We start from the raw sequence: 15,471 nt of genomic DNA on the forward strand, positions 1-15,471 counted from the left end.
ACTACCATAATGCAAATAAAATGAATAAAGATTTTCAAAAATACCAGGCACAAACTTCCCCTTACCCGCTTGGAATGGAAGTTTCTCACGCCATCGGTTCTTATATATACGACACAAACAATAAAAAATATCTTGACTTCGTAGCCGGAGTATCGGCCTGTACATTAGGCCATCAGAACAAAAGAGTCAATGATGCCATAAAAAACCAGCTCGACAAATATTCACATGTCATGGTATATGGCGAATATTCTCAAAATCCGGCTGTTGAGTTTTGCAAATTATTAGCTTCACTCTTACCTAAGCCACTTGAAAAAACATATCTGGTCAATTCGGGTACAGAAGCCACCGAAGGTGCTTTAAAACTGGCCCGAAGAGTTACAGGACGCAGCCAGCTTATTTCATGCAATAATGCTTATCATGGCAATACGATGGGCTCTATGAGCGTTATGGGATTTGAAGAAAGAAAACGGGCTTTCCGTCCGTTAATTCCTGATGTCGATTTCATTACATTCAACAACGAAGAAGACCTTAAAAAAATCACGACAAAAACGGCCGGAATCATATTGGAAAGTATTCAAGGCGGTGCGGGATTCATTCAGCCCGAAAATGGGTTTTTGAAAAAAGTAAGAGAACGGTGCACGGAAGTAGGTGCCTTGATGATTATAGATGAAATCCAGCCGGGTTTTGGAAGAACCGGAAAGCTGTTCGGTTTTGAAAACTATGACATTGTACCCGATATTATAATTTTAGGTAAAGGAATGGGTGGCGGAATGCCTGTAGGCGCTTTTACGGCTTCGTCAGAAATGATGGATTTATTAAGTGACAATCCAAAACTTGGACATATCACAACCTTTGGAGGACATCCTGTCATAGCGGCCGCAAGCCTTGCTACGCTTCAGGAAATCACAGAAACCGACCTGATTCCGCAAACACTTGAAAAAGAAAAGCTTTTCCGTTCGCTTTTGGTACATCCTTTGATAAAAGAAATAAGAGGACGTGGATTAATGCTGGCGGCAATGACAGAAGATGCTGAAATAACAAACCAAATTATCCTGAAATGCCAGGACAAAGGACTCATTCTATTTTGGCTGCTGTTTGAAGGAAAAGCAATCCGGATTACGCCTCCTCTGACCATTTCTGAAGAAGAAATCAAAGAAGGCTGTGCCATTATGCTGGAAGTAATGGATGAAGTGTATTCTGCTCTAAAAACTAGGATTTAACAATAAAAATCCGTAACTTACAGAGAGGAGTTTTGTTAATTAAATTGTTCACAACAATTTTAGCCCAACCTCGACAAAAGATTTACGTTCCCTAAATTTATTAAGGATAATTTTAAAAACAAAGAGTATGCATTTGAGTCACGATGAAGAAGATTACAATTTATCCTTGTCCAAGTTCGAATCCATGTTGAAAACCAACAAAGTTCTCTTCTTTGATTCGGAAGAATTTGAAGAAATTATTCTTCACTACCTGGATATGGGTAAAGCGTCTCTGGCCAAAAAGGCCTTAAAATTAGCGCTTGAGCAGCACCCTCGTTCTACAGGCTTAAAACTAGTACAAGTAGAAATGTTGGTATATGATGACAAGCTTGAAACTGCTGAAAAGCTTTTAAATGAACTTTACGCCATTGAACCTCAAAACGAAGAAATTTTTATCCAAAAAGCCAATATTTATTCCAAGAGAGACAATCACGAAAAAGCGGTAGAATTATTACAGGAAGCCTTAAAGCTTACGGATGATTATGCTGACGTTTACAACCTGATTGGAATGGAATATCTTTTTATGGACAATCTGGAATTAGCGAAAGAGAATTTTATTAAATGTCTGGAAGAAGATGTGGAAGACCAGGCCGCATTATATAATGTGGTGTATTGTTTTGAATTTTTAGACCAAAACAAGGAAGCTATTGCTTTCCTTGAGAAATATATTGACCGGAATCCTTACAGTGAAATCGCCTGGCATCAAAGCGGAAGACTTTACTACGGATTACAGGATTATGAAAATGCCTTACGTTGCTTCGATTATGCTTCAATGATTGATGACGAATTCATGGGTGCTTTTATGGAAAAAGCAAAATCTTTGGAGCGTCTTAAACGTTATGAAGAAGCGATTGAAAGCTATAACAGGACCATCGAACTGGATGACCCTACATCGTATGCCCTATTGCGAATTGGAAAATGTTATGAGAAATTAGGCAACAAGCCTTTGGCTCTGAAATATTTCCATAAAACCGTACATGAGGACCCGTTGTTAGACAAGGGATGGATTGCGATTACCGATTTCTATGTAAGACAGAAAAACTATCAGAAAGCCTTGTTTTATGTGAACAAAGCTATCGGGATTGACAACGAAAACAGATTATACTGGAAACGTTATGCCACCATCAACAGAGCTTTGGATTTTCTGGAAGAAGCTGAAATGGGATACCGAAAAGCTGTAGAGTTTGGAGATTATGAATTAGACACCTGGCTGTATTGGATTGACATCTTGCAAAATCTGGGCGAATACGATGCTGCTATACATACGTTATTGCAGGCTTCAGAATATTTCCCTGAAGAATTCCAATTGGAATACCGCCTGGCCGGACTGTATTTTGCAGAAGGAGACGAAGCCAAAGGAAAATTCCATCTGAGTAACGGTTTGCGTGTAAGTTTTGAAAATCACACCATTTTGGAGAACCTGTTTCCAGATGTTTGGGCAAGAGAAGATGTCCAGGAAATGATTAATAAGAAGTAGACAATACCAAACATAACTTTTAAAGCCTGACAAAAATGATTAATTTCGCTTTGTCAGGCTTTTAATTTTGGTTATATGGAAATCACTCACTTATTTGGACTTCTTGGAAAAAACATCGCATACTCTTTTTCAAAAGGATATTTTACAGAAAAATTCAAGTCCTTAAATCTGAAAAACTACGATTATGTAAACTTTGACATCCCGTCTATTGAAGAATTTCCCAATATCATTAAGAATAATCCCAACCTAAAAGGGATGAATGTGACGATTCCGTACAAAGAATCCGTACTTCCCTATCTGGATAAGATTTCCAGAAAAGCAGAAAAGATTGGCGCAGTCAACACTATAAAAGTCACCCGAAAAGGAAATTTAAAAGGCTATAATACCGATTACTATGGTTTCAAGAAATCGTTAGAACCTTTATTGGAACCCCACCACAAAAAAGCCTTGATTCTTGGAACAGGAGGCGCCTCAAAAGGCATTGCCTATGCATTAGAAGAACTCGGAATTTTATATACTTTCGTTTCCAGAGAGGCAACAGGCGAAAGTATTGGATATAATCTGGTCAATGCCACCACTTTTGACAACCATCAAATTGTAATCAATTGCACACCGCTTGGCACATCGCCAAATACTGATGCCTTTCCTCCTATTCCTTATGAGTATTTTACGCCAAAACATATTGCTCACGACCTGATTTATAATCCTGCGGAAACTATCTTCCTTAAAAAAGCAAAAAAACAAGGCGCAAAGATTAAAAACGGTTTGGAAATGCTACAGTATCAGGCCGAAAAATCATGGAAAATCTGGAATCGATAAGCTTAAAAAAAATAAAAAACAAATCGTCAGAATCTGAAACAGCCCTATTCGCAAAAAAAGAATAACCCGGAAAATCGAGTAAAATATTGGTTTTTCTTTGAATTTTCAGATGCCTTTACTATCTTTCCAAACGAAAGTATTACCAACCATAAACATTTAATGATGTTAGAAGAAAAGAATGATAACCTGCATGAAGCAGATGGAAGTAACGAAAATGAAACACAAAATGTGTCTCAAAACGAAAATTCGCAAATTGAGGAGCCAACCGAAAACAACGCTGACGCCACAGAAGTAAGTTCAGACGATGCAAATGATGTTGTTTCTGAAACTGCGGATGCCATAGAAATTTCTCCGGAAGAACTGGAAGAAACCGTTGTTGTGAGTGACAACCAAAAAGCTTTGGACGCCATAGCTGACTCCAATGCTGAAGAAAGCGAAGATGAAACCCTAAAAGAGCGTCATGAAATCCCGATGCAGGATTATGAAGCAATGGACATGGAATCGCTTGTAGCAGAACTGGAAAAACTTGTTGCTGTAGAAAAAGTAATGTCTGTGAAAGACCATGTAGAAGAGCTTCGTTCTGCTTTCCTATCAAAATACAACCACTTTATTGAAGAGAAAAGAGAAGAGTTTCTGGCTGAAAACCCGGACACTACAGAAGATTTCCATTACCATCTTCCATTAAAAGTCAAATTTGACACACTAATTAATCAATATAGAGACAAGAAAAATACACATTTCAAAAGCCTTCAAAACAATCTAAAGGCAAATCTGGATGCGCGTTTGGCTATTGTTGAAGAACTTAAAGAATTAATCAATCCACAGGAAAATATCAAGGACACGCTGAAGCATTTCAATGAATTGCGTGAAAGATGGAAAAATGCCGGCCCTATTCCAAGAGACAAATACAACCACGTTTGGAATAACTATCATTTCCATGTTGAAAATTTCTATGATTACCTGCATCTTGACAGAGAAGCCAGAGATTTGGACTTTAAGCACAACCTTGAGCAAAAGCAAAGAATCATTTCCCGTGTTGAAGAACTTGTGAATGAGCCGGATGTTAACAAGGCATTCCGCGAATTGCAAGACCTTCATAAAATCTGGAAAGAAGATATAGGCCCGGTTTCAAGAGAACACCGTGAAGCAATTTGGAACACATTTAGTGAACTGACTAAAAAAATCCATGATAAAAGAGAATTACTGTTCGAAAAACAAAGAGGTACAGAACAGGAAAATCTTGAGAAGAAAAAAGAGATTATATCAAAAATAGCGGAACTTGCCAAAGAAAAAGTCGAAGCACACTCTTCATGGCAGGCTCAAATTGAAAAAGTTGAAGCTTTACGCAATGAGTTCTTTGCCACCGGAAAAGTTCCAGCTGATGTTAATGAAGAAACCTGGTCTGCCTTTAAAAATGCTGTCCGTGACTTCAATGCACTGAAAAACTCTTTCTATAAGGATATTAAAAAAGACCAGCAGGAAAACCTGAACAAAAAAATGGCTTTGGTGGAAAGAGCCAAATCATTAAAAGACAGTGAAGATTTTGCAGCAACCACTCCTGTAATGAAACAAATTCAGGAAGAATGGAAGCAGATTGGCCATGTTCCAAGAAAATATTCAGACAGTATCTGGAAAGAATTCAAAGAAGCGTGTAATCATTATTTTGACAAACTTCATGCCCAGAGAAATGAAGTAAATTCAGAAGAACTGGAAGCATTTGAGAAAAAGAAAGCTTATCTTGAAACCATCAGGGATTTTGAATTGACAGGCGAACACAAAGCAGATTTAGATGCTATCAAAGCCCATATCGAAACCTGGAAAGGCTTTGGAAAAGTGCCACACGCCAGACGTCATATTGAAGGAAAATTCAATAAGATACTGGATGCCTTGTTCGACAAGCTTAGCCTAAGCAAGAAAGATTCGGAAATGGCGCGATTCAACAGCAGAATTGACCAGCTTTCCAGCTCTGACGATAGCAGAAAATTAGAGAATGAGAAAATCTTCCTGATTCGCAAAATTGAAGAAGTACAACAGGAAATTTTCCAGCTTGAAAATAACATTCAGTTTTTTGCAAATGCAAAAAAAGACAATCCGATGGTGCTTGAAGTAAAGAAAAATATTGAAAGACATAAAGAAAGCCTACAGATGTGGAAAGAAAAGCTGAAACAGGTCAGAAACTTAAAAACAGAATAAAATTTTCAGATAAAAGCCCCGCAATTGTGGGGCTTTTCATTGATTTATAGTATTTAAAAACCGTATTCCTTTTATTCCTCTCGGATAAAAGGTATCTTTGCGCGATGAAATGGATTAAAAACATCACCGTGTTTTTTATTTTCCTGGTTTCTCTCTTTTTTAGTCAAACGGAGGAAGCGAAGGCTTTTGGCGCTACATCCATTCCTCAAAATAAAAAATCAATTGAGCAGGTTGATTTTCTCAAAGCTTCTGCCTTTATCAATCAGGAAATAAGCATAAACTCCATTTCAAACCCAAGAGCAGACCTTCCTACCTATGCCAAATGGTTTGAATTTTACTACGATGTAAGTTTTTCAGGATTCAGCACCTGCAAAGCTACTGCAGCTTTTTTGAAACAAGACATCAACCGATGCCTGAATGTTTCAATCTTATTATTTCCCTTCCATTTTTTCTGGTGATTTTATTCTGTTGAATTAAAATCGAAAGGCTATAAAGTATTACAGCCTACAATTACTATTTATTAAATTTAAAAAAATGGATACAGCATCTCTAATTATAGGGTTGGTGCTAACATTGATTTGCGCCGTACCTTTAATCTATATTGCCAACAATCAGGCAAAAAACAAAAAGAAAGTAACAGAAATTTTTAATCATTTCCGTCAGGGAAAATATGATTTTTCAACAAAGGAAACTCATTACAAGAAAATCTATTCACTTGACAAAACCAATAAAGGCTTTTTATTTATTGACCTGAATAAAGAAAATGACAGAGCTTCTTTTGTTGATTTAAGCGAAGTTAACTCTTGCAGGATTGAAGAAACATCTTCAGGGAATAATGATGACAAAATAATATTTACGTTCAAATTAAAGAACGGAAATACAACCACAATCGTACTGTACGATTTAGAAACGGATAAATTAGGAAAAGCCTATTGGCAGGAAAACGAACAAATAGCCAAAAAATGGCAATTGATTGTTGAAAATACTATCTAAAGGTTAGTTGTGTTAATTATAATTCATTTGAAAGGGCTGTCTATTTTTAGGCAGCCTTTTTATTTTACAATCTCTTGGCTTCGTTCCAGAAAACATCCATTTCTGCCAATGTCATTTCGGATAATTGCTTTCCTAATTCGTTAGCTTTATTTTCAAGATATTGAAATCTCTTAATAAATTTCTTATTGGTTCTTTCCAGAGCATCTTCAGGATTAATTTTCAGGAATCGGGCATAATTTATCATGGAAAACAAAACGTCTCCAAATTCAGATTCGATTTTATCCTGGTCTCCGTTTTTGATTTCTTCCTGGAATTCCTGAATCTCCTCCTCAACCTTATCCCAAACCTGATGCGGTTCTTCCCAATCAAATCCCACACCTTTTACCTTATCCTGGATTCTGCTTGCCTTTACAAGTGCAGGAAGACTTTTAGGAACACCTTCCAAAACTGATTTTTTACCTTCCTTGAGTTTCAGCTTTTCCCAATTTTGCTTGACTTCTTCTTCATCCGCTACAGTTACATCTCCATAAATATGCGGATGGCGGTAAATCAACTTTTCACAAATCTCATTGCAAACATCAGCAATGTCGAAATCATTGGTTTCGCTTCCTATTTTGGCATAAAAAACAATATGTAGCAAAAGGTCTCCCAATTCTTTTTTAATCTCCTGCAGGTCATTATCCAGAATAGCATCTCCCAATTCATAAGTTTCTTCTATGGTAAGGTGTCTTAAAGTCTGCAAAGTCTGTTTTTTATCCCAGGGACATTTTTCGCGCAAATCGTCCATAATATCTAACAATCTGCCAAAAGCATCGAGTTTCTGCTGTCTTGAATTCATAGGAAAGGTTTTTATAAAAGATAAAAAAACAGCCACAGATTGGAGGATTTTCACAGATTTCGGATTATCCTACCTGTGCCAATCTTTTAATCTGTGGCTTAAAATTTTACAAGAATTAATTCTTGTTTGGAATATTTTTCAGTATTTCCAGAACAAATTTCCAGTATTTTTGAGCCGAAGCGATATCTGCCCTTTCATCAGGAGAATGCGCACCTTTGATAGTAGGACCAAAAGAAATCATGTCCATATCCGGATAATTCGTTCCTAATATTCCGCATTCCAAACCTGCATGGCAGGCCACCACATTCGGTTTGCTTCCGTTTTGCTTCTCGTAGATTCCTGTCAATATATCAAGAATTTCTGATTTTGCATTAGGTGTCCATCCCGGATAAGAACCCGTAAACTCTACCTCACAGCCCATCAGTTCAAATGCAGAACGCAAAGCGTTAGCCAGGTCCATTTTTGAAGATTCTACAGATGAGCGGGTAAGACACTGAACAGATAATTTTCCTTCGCCTACAATAACTTTTGCAATATTGTTAGATGTTTCAACCAGGTCGTCAAAATCAGCACTCATTCTATAAACACCATTATGGGCAGTATACATTGCCCTGACGAAATAAAATTGCGCTATAGATGGCATTACCTTTGCCGGAACCGTATCCAGCTTTTCAAACAAGATTTCGAGATTAGGTTCCATCGTCTTGAATTCTGTCTTGATTTCATTTACGATTTCCTGCATATCAAAAACAAAGGCTTCGTCATAAACCTTAGCGATAATCACTTTTGCAACACTCTCGCGCGGAATTGCATTTCTAAGGCTTCCTCCTTTGATTTCAGAAATTTGTAATCCAAAATTATCGAAACCGTCAAATAACAAACGGTTCATAATCTTATTGGCATTACCAAGCCCTTTGTGAATATCCATTCCTGAATGTCCTCCCTGCAAGCCTTTAACGGTAATAGAATAACCTACAGATCCTTCCGGTGTGTCTTCTTCATCATATTCAGCAGTAGCCGTCACATCAATTCCTCCGGCACAACCTATGTCAATTTCATCGTCTTCTTCGGTATCCAGATTCAATAGAATTTCACCGTCCAACAAACCTCCTTTTAGTCCCATTGCTCCGGTCATTCCAGTTTCTTCGTCAATAGTAAACAAAGCTTCGATTGCCGGGTGAGGAATATCAGTAGATTCCAAAATAGCCATGATTGTAGCAACACCTAGTCCGTTATCTGCTCCAAGTGTAGTTCCTTTGGCACGAACCCATCCATTGTCTACATACATTTCAATACCCTGAGTATCAAAATCAAAAACGGTATCGTTATTTTTTTGGTGTACCATGTCCAAATGCGACTGCATGACAATGGTCTTCCTATTTTCCATACCAGCAGTTGCCGGTTTTTTGATGATTACGTTTCCTACTTCGTCTTCAATAGTTTCAAGACCAAGTTTTTTGCCAAAATCTTTCATGAAAGCAATGACTCTTTCTTCTTTTTTAGAAGGGCGCGGTACAGCATTCAAGTCGGCAAATTTATTCCAAAGTGCTTTGGGTTCAAGGTTTCTTATTTCCTGACTCATTATTTATTTTGAATTTAGTGTATAGCAAAGTTACAAAATCCCCCAGGCTAAGGCCGGTGTTAGAGGATATGTTTTTCAAATATTTTTTTGGCTTTTTTTACGGAAACTTCTTTTTTCCAGACATCTTTTGGTTGTATACAAACTACCGGAGCCTTTTTGCACATTCCCTGACAGTCCATTTTTGAAACGCAAACCTTATCTTCCAGACCAAATTCAACAATTTTCTTTTTGAGATAATCTTTCGGTTCTTTATTGTACTTACCACACTTTTTTCCATTACAGAAAAAAATTATCTTCTCATCATTTTTCTTTTTCATAAACCATCAAAGTAAGCTCTTGATTTTGCGTTAAAACCTACTGCAATTTTACGACTAATTATTCTTTCCGAACGGGTCTGTGGTATTAATTTTTGCCTAAAATTTGAGTTCTAAAAAACTTTAAATCGTTCTGTCGTATATTTACGGAAACAAACATTCTGTTATGAAGAAATCAAAAATTATTTGGAGCATTTTTTTGGTGATTCAGGTAGTTCTGCTCAAGATAGTGTCTTTTTTTCCTGAAGTCATTGAAAAATACTACAGTAATGGCTTCTATCTGAGTGTTTCTAAAATTTCAAGAACCGTTTTTGGCAGCCTTCCATTTTCTGTAGGTGATGTTTTGTATCTGGTTTTGATTATTTTTCTGTTGTATAAACTATATAAGAAAAGAAAAGAAGTCCTTTCATGGAAATCATGGAAATCAGACTGGAAATCAAAAACACTTTCTATTCTGGCTTCTATTTCTATTTTTTATTTTTTCTTCAACTGTTTGTGGGGCTTAAATTACCATCGTATACCCTTATATGCCAAAATGGGCATTGATAAAGAATATACCTTGGAAGAATTGGAAGCATTTACCAAAAAGATGATTGTCAAAACCAATGAAATCCATAGCAGGATTGTAAAAAATGATAGCTCACAGGTTGTCAGTCCTTATGATATTAAAACCATATACGCGATGACGCTAAGCGGATATGGCAATCTTGAAAAAAAACATCCATACTTTGACTACCAAATTCCAAGCATTAAAAAATCACTGGTAAGTCTTCCGCTGACTTATATGGGTTTTGGCGGCTACCTGAATCCTTTTACAAATGAGGCACAGGTTAATTATAAAATTCCAAAATACAACTTCCCTACAACGGTCTGTCATGAAATGGCGCACCAGATTGGCTATGCTTCAGAAAGCGAGGCCAATTTCATAGGCTATCTTGCATCAATAAATAATAAAGATGATTATTTCCGGTATTCAGGCTATTCGTATGCTTTGAAATACTGCCTGAGTAATCTTGAAAAAATTGAAGAAGGAAAAAGTAAAGAATTCCTGCCACTTATCCATCCCGGAATACTGAAAGACTTTCAGGAAACAAAAGATTTCTGGAAAAGCTACCAAACACCTGTCGATACCTTTTTCCATTATTTCTATGACCATTTCCTAAAGATAAACCAGCAAAAAGACGGTCTGGAAAGTTATAGCAAATTTGTAGGGTTCATGATTGGTTATTATAAAAACCATCCTCTTTAATCAGATTTCATCAAAAGTAAAACTGGTAAAGCTTTTCTTTTTATAAGGCCTCACAATCAGTCTTCCCTCACGGTCAAAACGGATATAGTTATAGAGCCAGTTTAAAAAGACCACCGCCTTATTTTTAAATCCGATTAGTGAAAAAAGATGCACAAACATCCATACGAACCAGGCAAAGACACCATGAAAATGATAATTAGGCAAATCGACAACGGCCTTATTTCTTCCAATTGTTGCCATTGACCCTTTATCATTATAATGGAAAGGTTTCATTTCCTGATTTTGGATGAGTTTTATAATATTTTCTCCCAGTAATCGGCCTTGCTGCAATGCCGGTTGTGCCACCATAGGGTGACCTTGCGGGTATTCTTCGGTGGGCATCATTGCAATATCTCCAATGGCAAAAATATTAGGGAAACCAATTACCTGATTATATTCATTCACTTTGATTCTTTCAACTTTTTCCATCAGTGAAGAAGCCGGAAGGCCATTGACCATTGCTCCCTGTACTCCGGCTGTCCAAATCAATGTGGCAGTTTCCAAAACAACATCCGTATTGGTAGATATTGTCCTTCCGTCATAACTGGTCACCCTAATGTTTTTTAAAACGTTTACGCCAAGGTTTTTCAGGTATTTTTCTGCAGCAGCAGATGATTTTTCAGACATTGTATTGAGGATTCTGTCTCCGCTTTGGATAAGGTTAATCTGCATTTTGCTGATATCCAAATCCGGATAGTCTTTTTGCAATATGGCATTCTTCATTTCTGCCAAAGCTCCTGCCAGTTCTACGCCTGTAGGACCGCCTCCAACCAGAACAAAATTAATCAATGCATTCCTCTCATGTTCATCATCAGTCAGAAGTGCCTGTTCAAAATTTTCGAGTATAAGACTACGGATATTAAGCGACTGTGGAATGGTTTTCATGGCAATACTATTTCTTTCGATTTCCTTATTCCCAAAATAGTTGGTCTTGGAACCTGTTGCAATGACCAGATAATCGTATCGGAGTTCGCCAATATCGGCTATAATTTTATTGTTTTTTGTGTTGATGTCATTGACATGGCACAGTCTGAAATAGAAGTTTTTATATTCGTGCACGACTTTCCGGATCGGATAGGCAATCGAGCCTGCTTCTAAACCGCCAGTTGCCACCTGATACAGGAGTGGCTGGAAAGTATGGTAATTATGCTTATCCAAAAGCACTACCTGCACGGGTTTATTTTTTAATTTCTTGGCCAATGCAATTCCTGCAAAACCGCCACCTACTATAACAATTCTTGGATAATCTGACTGTGGAATATTCATCTTACTTTATTCTTACTGCAAGATACGAAGTTTTCTATCGAAAAATAAGGCTACTCCAGGCCTGCTAAAATAAAATTTGGCTAACTTGTAACAAAATTGCTTTATACGCTACTAACACAACATGGGTCAAGATTTAGAAAAGTCTTTTGTCAAACAGTTAAAAGAAAACCAGAATATAATCCACAAGATTTGTAGATTATATACGTCTGGTGAAGACGCCCATAATGATCTTTTTCAAGAAATAACAATCCAGCTTTGGAAGGCCTATCCAAAATTCAGAGGTGACTCAAAATTCACCACCTGGGCCTATCGCGTTGCACTAAATACAGCCATTACCTTATACAGGAAAAGCACGCGGTCAATTTCCACAACAGAATTTGACAATACAAAGCACTTCATTAAGCAGGAGGATTATAATTATGAAGAAGAGGAACAGATAAAACTAATGTATAAAGCCGTATACCAGTTAAACGACATTGAAAAAGCTTTAATTTTCATGTACCTGGAAGATAAGGATTATGAGGAAATATCGGAAACTTTAGGAATCAGCGAAGTGAATGCGAGAGTGAAAATGAACAGGATTAAAGGGAAATTAAAGAAAATATTAAATCCTTGATAAGGAAATAAAAAATATGAAAGAATTAGATTTATTAAAGAAAGACTGGCAGAAGAGAGCAGATTCCTTCCAACAGGTTTCGGAAAAAGATATCTATAAGATGATTCATAAGAGTTCATCTTCAGTAGTGAAATTAATCATGATTATAGGTATTTTCGAATTTCTGTTTTGGATAGGAATCAGTATTTTCTCCAATAATGATGAATATTTTAACAAACTTGATATAAATAACATAGTAGTGTTTTTAAGAGTACTTTCTTATGCCCACTATGCAGTTATCATCTTTTTCATTTATGCGTTTTATAAGAACTACGTGCTTATTTCAACGACGGATTCTACTAAAGTCCTGATGAGAAATATATTGAAAACGCGAAGGACAGTAAATATATATGTATGGTATAATTTGGGAATGATTATTTTCTGTCTGATAATAGGATTCTGTATTGCTTATTTTTATAATCCTGATTTGGCCTTAATGAAGGATAAAATTGAGCATGATGGTATAAAAACCATGGCAATCTTTATTGGCAGTATGCTTATAATGATAATCCTATTTACCTCTGTCTTCTGGCTTTTCTACAAATTGCTATATGGCATCCTGATGCGAAAGCTGTATAAGAACTATGAGGAATTGAAAAAGATTGATCTTTAATGAGATTGAGTCATAAAAAAAGAAGATGGGATTAATAGTCCCATCTTCTTTTTTTATTTAACTCTTCTTCTACTTTTAAGACTTCTTCTAAAACTTCCGGTTGAAGTACTTTTAAAAAGGAAGGATGTTGCTCAATCGCGTATTCCACCTTTTCAACGATTTCTTCAATAGAGTCGTTTTCATAATCAATATCTAGAGGCTCTTTAATAATAAAAGACTGAAGTATTCCTTTTTTCTTCAAACGTAATCCTTTTTTATCAAAAGAACGTCTGAATCCGTCAATAACAATTGGGACAACTATTGGTTTATGCTGCTTAATGATATGGGCAGTACCTTTTCTTACCGGTTTAAAAGATTTTGTAGTTCCTTGTGGAAATGTGATTACCCAACCATCTTCTAAAGCAATTTTAATGTTTTCAGTATCGTTTAGGTTGACTTCACGTTGGATGTCTTTTCCTTTGGCACGCCAGGTTCTTTCAACCGTAATCGCTCCAGCATAGGCCAAAATTCTGGGAAGAAGACCTTCTTTCATTGTTTCTTTCGCAGCAACGTAATAAATATTAAGCTTTGGATTCCAGATATAACCAATATTTTTTATGTTGTCTTCTCTACCTTTCAAACTGGCATTAAAAACATGAAACATAGCCACTACATCGGCAAAATAAGTCTGGTGGTTTGAAATAAACAATACATTCCTATCCGGTAGTGCCCTGATGATTTCAGATCCGTCTATCTGTAATTCATTAAAGCCTCTATAACGCCTGTGCGTGAGTATTCCGAATACCCGGATAAGCCATTTTTTTAAAAAAAGTATATGACCAAAAGGATTTCTTTTAAACAATCCCATAATTAATTCAGCATTTTTAAAACAGAACGGCAAACATACAAAATCATCGCTATTAAAGCACTCTTTTTATCGTTTCTTTAAGCTCATTAAGTATCATAGCGGTTGCTCCCCAAACGATATGACCTTGCAGGTCAAATGCCGGAACCTCAATCTCATCTGCATATGATGTTTTTAATTGGACATTTGTCAAATTTGTATCGTCCATAAGATCTTCAAGAGGCAGTTCAATCATTTTTGCAACTTCATCTGGGCTTGGATCAAAAATTAATTCATTTAGGCATACTCCTAAAAATGGAAAAACTAAAAAACGACTTGGTGGAATATATACTTCAGAAAAGGCCTTTATAACTTGTATTCTTTCTGGCAGGACACCAATTTCTTCAAAAGTTTCCCGAAGTGCCGTAGTCGCCAGATTTATGTCTTCCGGTTCTACTTTGCCTCCTGGCAAAGCCACCTGTGAAGAATGAATACCCGTAGAAGCATTTCTTAAAATTAAGGCTAGATATGCCTTTGTATTTTTAGGATAGACCAGCATCATGACTGCCGCATTTCGAAGTCCGTCTCTATCGTAGGATTTATCAATTAATGAAGAAATACGGTCTAAAGAAGCCATTTTTACATGGGCTTCTACAGCTGGTAGCGTTTCTTTTTCTATTTTTGGGATATATTTTAAAAATACCGGAAAATCCATTATAAATTTTGCAATGTGATTCAATAAAGGTACGCAAATTAATTCTAATCAAATCAATTTATCCAAATGTATAGTAAGGCGGAAGCACAAATCATAAAAAAAGAATTTTGGGTCAATTTCGCTGAGGAATATCCCAGAAAATGGCTTCTTTACGATACTAAAATAAAAGACTTTTCCTTTAAATTTTATGTTGACAATAAAAAAGCACAAGTACTTATTGATATTGAATCAAAAGACGAAGAGAAAAGAAAAATCTATTATGAAAAAATTGAGTCCTTAAAACAAATTCTTGTGGACGAATATATTCCGGATGTTATTTTTGAAAGAAACTTTCATCTGGAAACAGGGAAAGTAATAAGTAAAATTTGGGTTGAAAAAACAGGGATTAGTCTTTTTAATAAGGCAACCTGGCCAGCCATATTTGATTTCTTCTATGAAAACATGGATGCTTTTGAAAGATTTTTCTATGAATATCAGGATTATATAACCGATTTAGAAATTAATACCTAAATAGCTTTTGCTTTTCGAAAATTTTATAAGCCAATTTTGATTGGCTTATTTTATTTATGGGATTTCCCCAAAACAAAAAAGGGTTCCCAATCGGGAACCCTTTTCAAAGGAAGGCGGCGACATACT

Annotated in this window: 16 protein-coding genes; 10 read left to right on the forward strand and 6 right to left on the reverse strand. The window is 36.3% G+C overall.

Annotated features, from left to right (window positions below; genetic code table 11):
* Positions 1–20 precede the first annotated feature (20 nt).
* The 6 genes from BGO88_RS06080 to BGO88_RS06105 all read left to right on the forward strand — a co-directional run bounded on the left by BGO88_RS06080 (position 21) and on the right by BGO88_RS06105 (position 6,741).
* Positions 21–1,220, forward strand: a complete 1,200-nt coding sequence (locus BGO88_RS06080) for an aspartate aminotransferase family protein (RefSeq protein WP_286706299.1) — start codon at positions 21–23, stop codon at positions 1,218–1,220.
* 127 nt (positions 1,221–1,347) lie between these two features.
* Positions 1,348–2,736, forward strand: a complete 1,389-nt coding sequence (locus tag BGO88_RS06085; RefSeq protein ID WP_056072964.1) for a tetratricopeptide repeat protein — start codon at positions 1,348–1,350, stop codon at positions 2,734–2,736.
* 75 nt (positions 2,737–2,811) lie between these two features.
* The gene (locus BGO88_RS06090) at positions 2,812–3,555 is read left to right on the forward strand and encodes a shikimate dehydrogenase family protein (protein WP_286706300.1); all 744 of its coding nucleotides are present in this window, start codon (positions 2,812–2,814) and stop codon (positions 3,553–3,555) included.
* A gap of 162 nt (positions 3,556–3,717) precedes the next feature.
* Complete coding sequence (locus tag BGO88_RS06095) at positions 3,718–5,748, forward strand: DUF349 domain-containing protein (protein WP_286706307.1); 2,031 nt, start codon at positions 3,718–3,720, stop codon at positions 5,746–5,748.
* 104 nt (positions 5,749–5,852) lie between these two features.
* Positions 5,853–6,206 carry a hypothetical protein gene (locus tag BGO88_RS06100; RefSeq protein WP_056072969.1) on the forward strand — a complete coding sequence of 118 codons (354 nt, stop codon included), beginning with the start codon at positions 5,853–5,855 and terminating at the stop codon, positions 6,204–6,206.
* 76 nt (positions 6,207–6,282) lie between these two features.
* Positions 6,283–6,741: a hypothetical protein gene (locus BGO88_RS06105; protein ID WP_286706301.1), complete on the forward strand. Its 459-nt coding sequence runs from the start codon at positions 6,283–6,285 to the stop codon at positions 6,739–6,741.
* Between the two features lie 64 nt (positions 6,742–6,805).
* Here BGO88_RS06105 and mazG read toward each other — a convergent pair whose 3' ends face one another.
* From mazG to BGO88_RS06120, 3 genes are all read right to left on the reverse strand, one after another.
* On the reverse strand, positions 6,806–7,579 hold the full coding sequence (gene mazG / locus BGO88_RS06110) for a nucleoside triphosphate pyrophosphohydrolase (RefSeq protein WP_286706302.1): 774 nt from the start codon (positions 7,577–7,579) through the stop codon (positions 6,806–6,808).
* Between the two features lie 115 nt (positions 7,580–7,694).
* Positions 7,695–9,161: an aminoacyl-histidine dipeptidase gene (locus BGO88_RS06115; RefSeq protein ID WP_101473017.1), complete on the reverse strand. Its 1,467-nt coding sequence runs from the start codon at positions 9,159–9,161 to the stop codon at positions 7,695–7,697.
* A 59-nt stretch (positions 9,162–9,220) separates the two neighbouring features.
* Positions 9,221–9,478: a (2Fe-2S) ferredoxin domain-containing protein gene (locus BGO88_RS06120; RefSeq protein ID WP_056072994.1), complete on the reverse strand. Its 258-nt coding sequence runs from the start codon at positions 9,476–9,478 to the stop codon at positions 9,221–9,223.
* 163 nt (positions 9,479–9,641) lie between these two features.
* Between BGO88_RS06120 and BGO88_RS06125 the strand changes: the two genes are divergently transcribed.
* A complete protein-coding gene (locus BGO88_RS06125) occupies positions 9,642–10,724 on the forward strand; it encodes a DUF3810 domain-containing protein (protein WP_286706303.1) in 1,083 nt (360 codons plus the stop codon).
* Here BGO88_RS06125 and BGO88_RS06130 read toward each other — a convergent pair whose 3' ends face one another.
* Positions 10,725–12,029 carry an NAD(P)/FAD-dependent oxidoreductase gene (locus BGO88_RS06130; RefSeq protein ID WP_286706304.1) on the reverse strand — a complete coding sequence of 435 codons (1,305 nt, stop codon included), beginning with the start codon at positions 12,027–12,029 and terminating at the stop codon, positions 10,725–10,727.
* 121 nt (positions 12,030–12,150) lie between these two features.
* Between BGO88_RS06130 and BGO88_RS06135 the strand changes: the two genes are divergently transcribed.
* Together BGO88_RS06135 and BGO88_RS06140 are read left to right on the forward strand one after the other, a co-directional pair.
* A complete protein-coding gene (locus BGO88_RS06135; protein ID WP_056073003.1) occupies positions 12,151–12,645 on the forward strand; it encodes an RNA polymerase sigma factor in 495 nt (164 codons plus the stop codon).
* Between the two features lie 16 nt (positions 12,646–12,661).
* The gene (locus BGO88_RS06140; protein WP_286706305.1) at positions 12,662–13,297 is read left to right on the forward strand and encodes a DUF8845 family protein; all 636 of its coding nucleotides are present in this window, start codon (positions 12,662–12,664) and stop codon (positions 13,295–13,297) included.
* Positions 13,298–13,328: 31 nt separating this feature from the next.
* Here BGO88_RS06140 and BGO88_RS06145 read toward each other — a convergent pair whose 3' ends face one another.
* Positions 13,329–14,144 (reverse strand): lysophospholipid acyltransferase family protein, encoded by an 816-nt coding sequence (locus tag BGO88_RS06145; RefSeq protein ID WP_101473022.1) that lies wholly within the window; start codon positions 14,142–14,144, stop codon positions 13,329–13,331.
* Between the two features lie 52 nt (positions 14,145–14,196).
* A complete protein-coding gene (locus tag BGO88_RS06150) occupies positions 14,197–14,835 on the reverse strand; it encodes an NUDIX hydrolase (protein WP_273237985.1) in 639 nt (212 codons plus the stop codon).
* A 66-nt stretch (positions 14,836–14,901) separates the two neighbouring features.
* Here BGO88_RS06150 and BGO88_RS06155 point away from each other — a divergent pair, with 66 nt between their 5' ends.
* A complete protein-coding gene (locus tag BGO88_RS06155; protein ID WP_056073015.1) occupies positions 14,902–15,345 on the forward strand; it encodes a DUF4268 domain-containing protein in 444 nt (147 codons plus the stop codon).
* Positions 15,346–15,471: the final 126 nt, after the last annotated feature.

The organism is Flavobacterium sp. 38-13 (assembly GCF_001899155.1).
GTDB classification, from domain to species: domain Bacteria; phylum Bacteroidota; class Bacteroidia; order Flavobacteriales; family Flavobacteriaceae; genus Flavobacterium; species Flavobacterium lindanitolerans.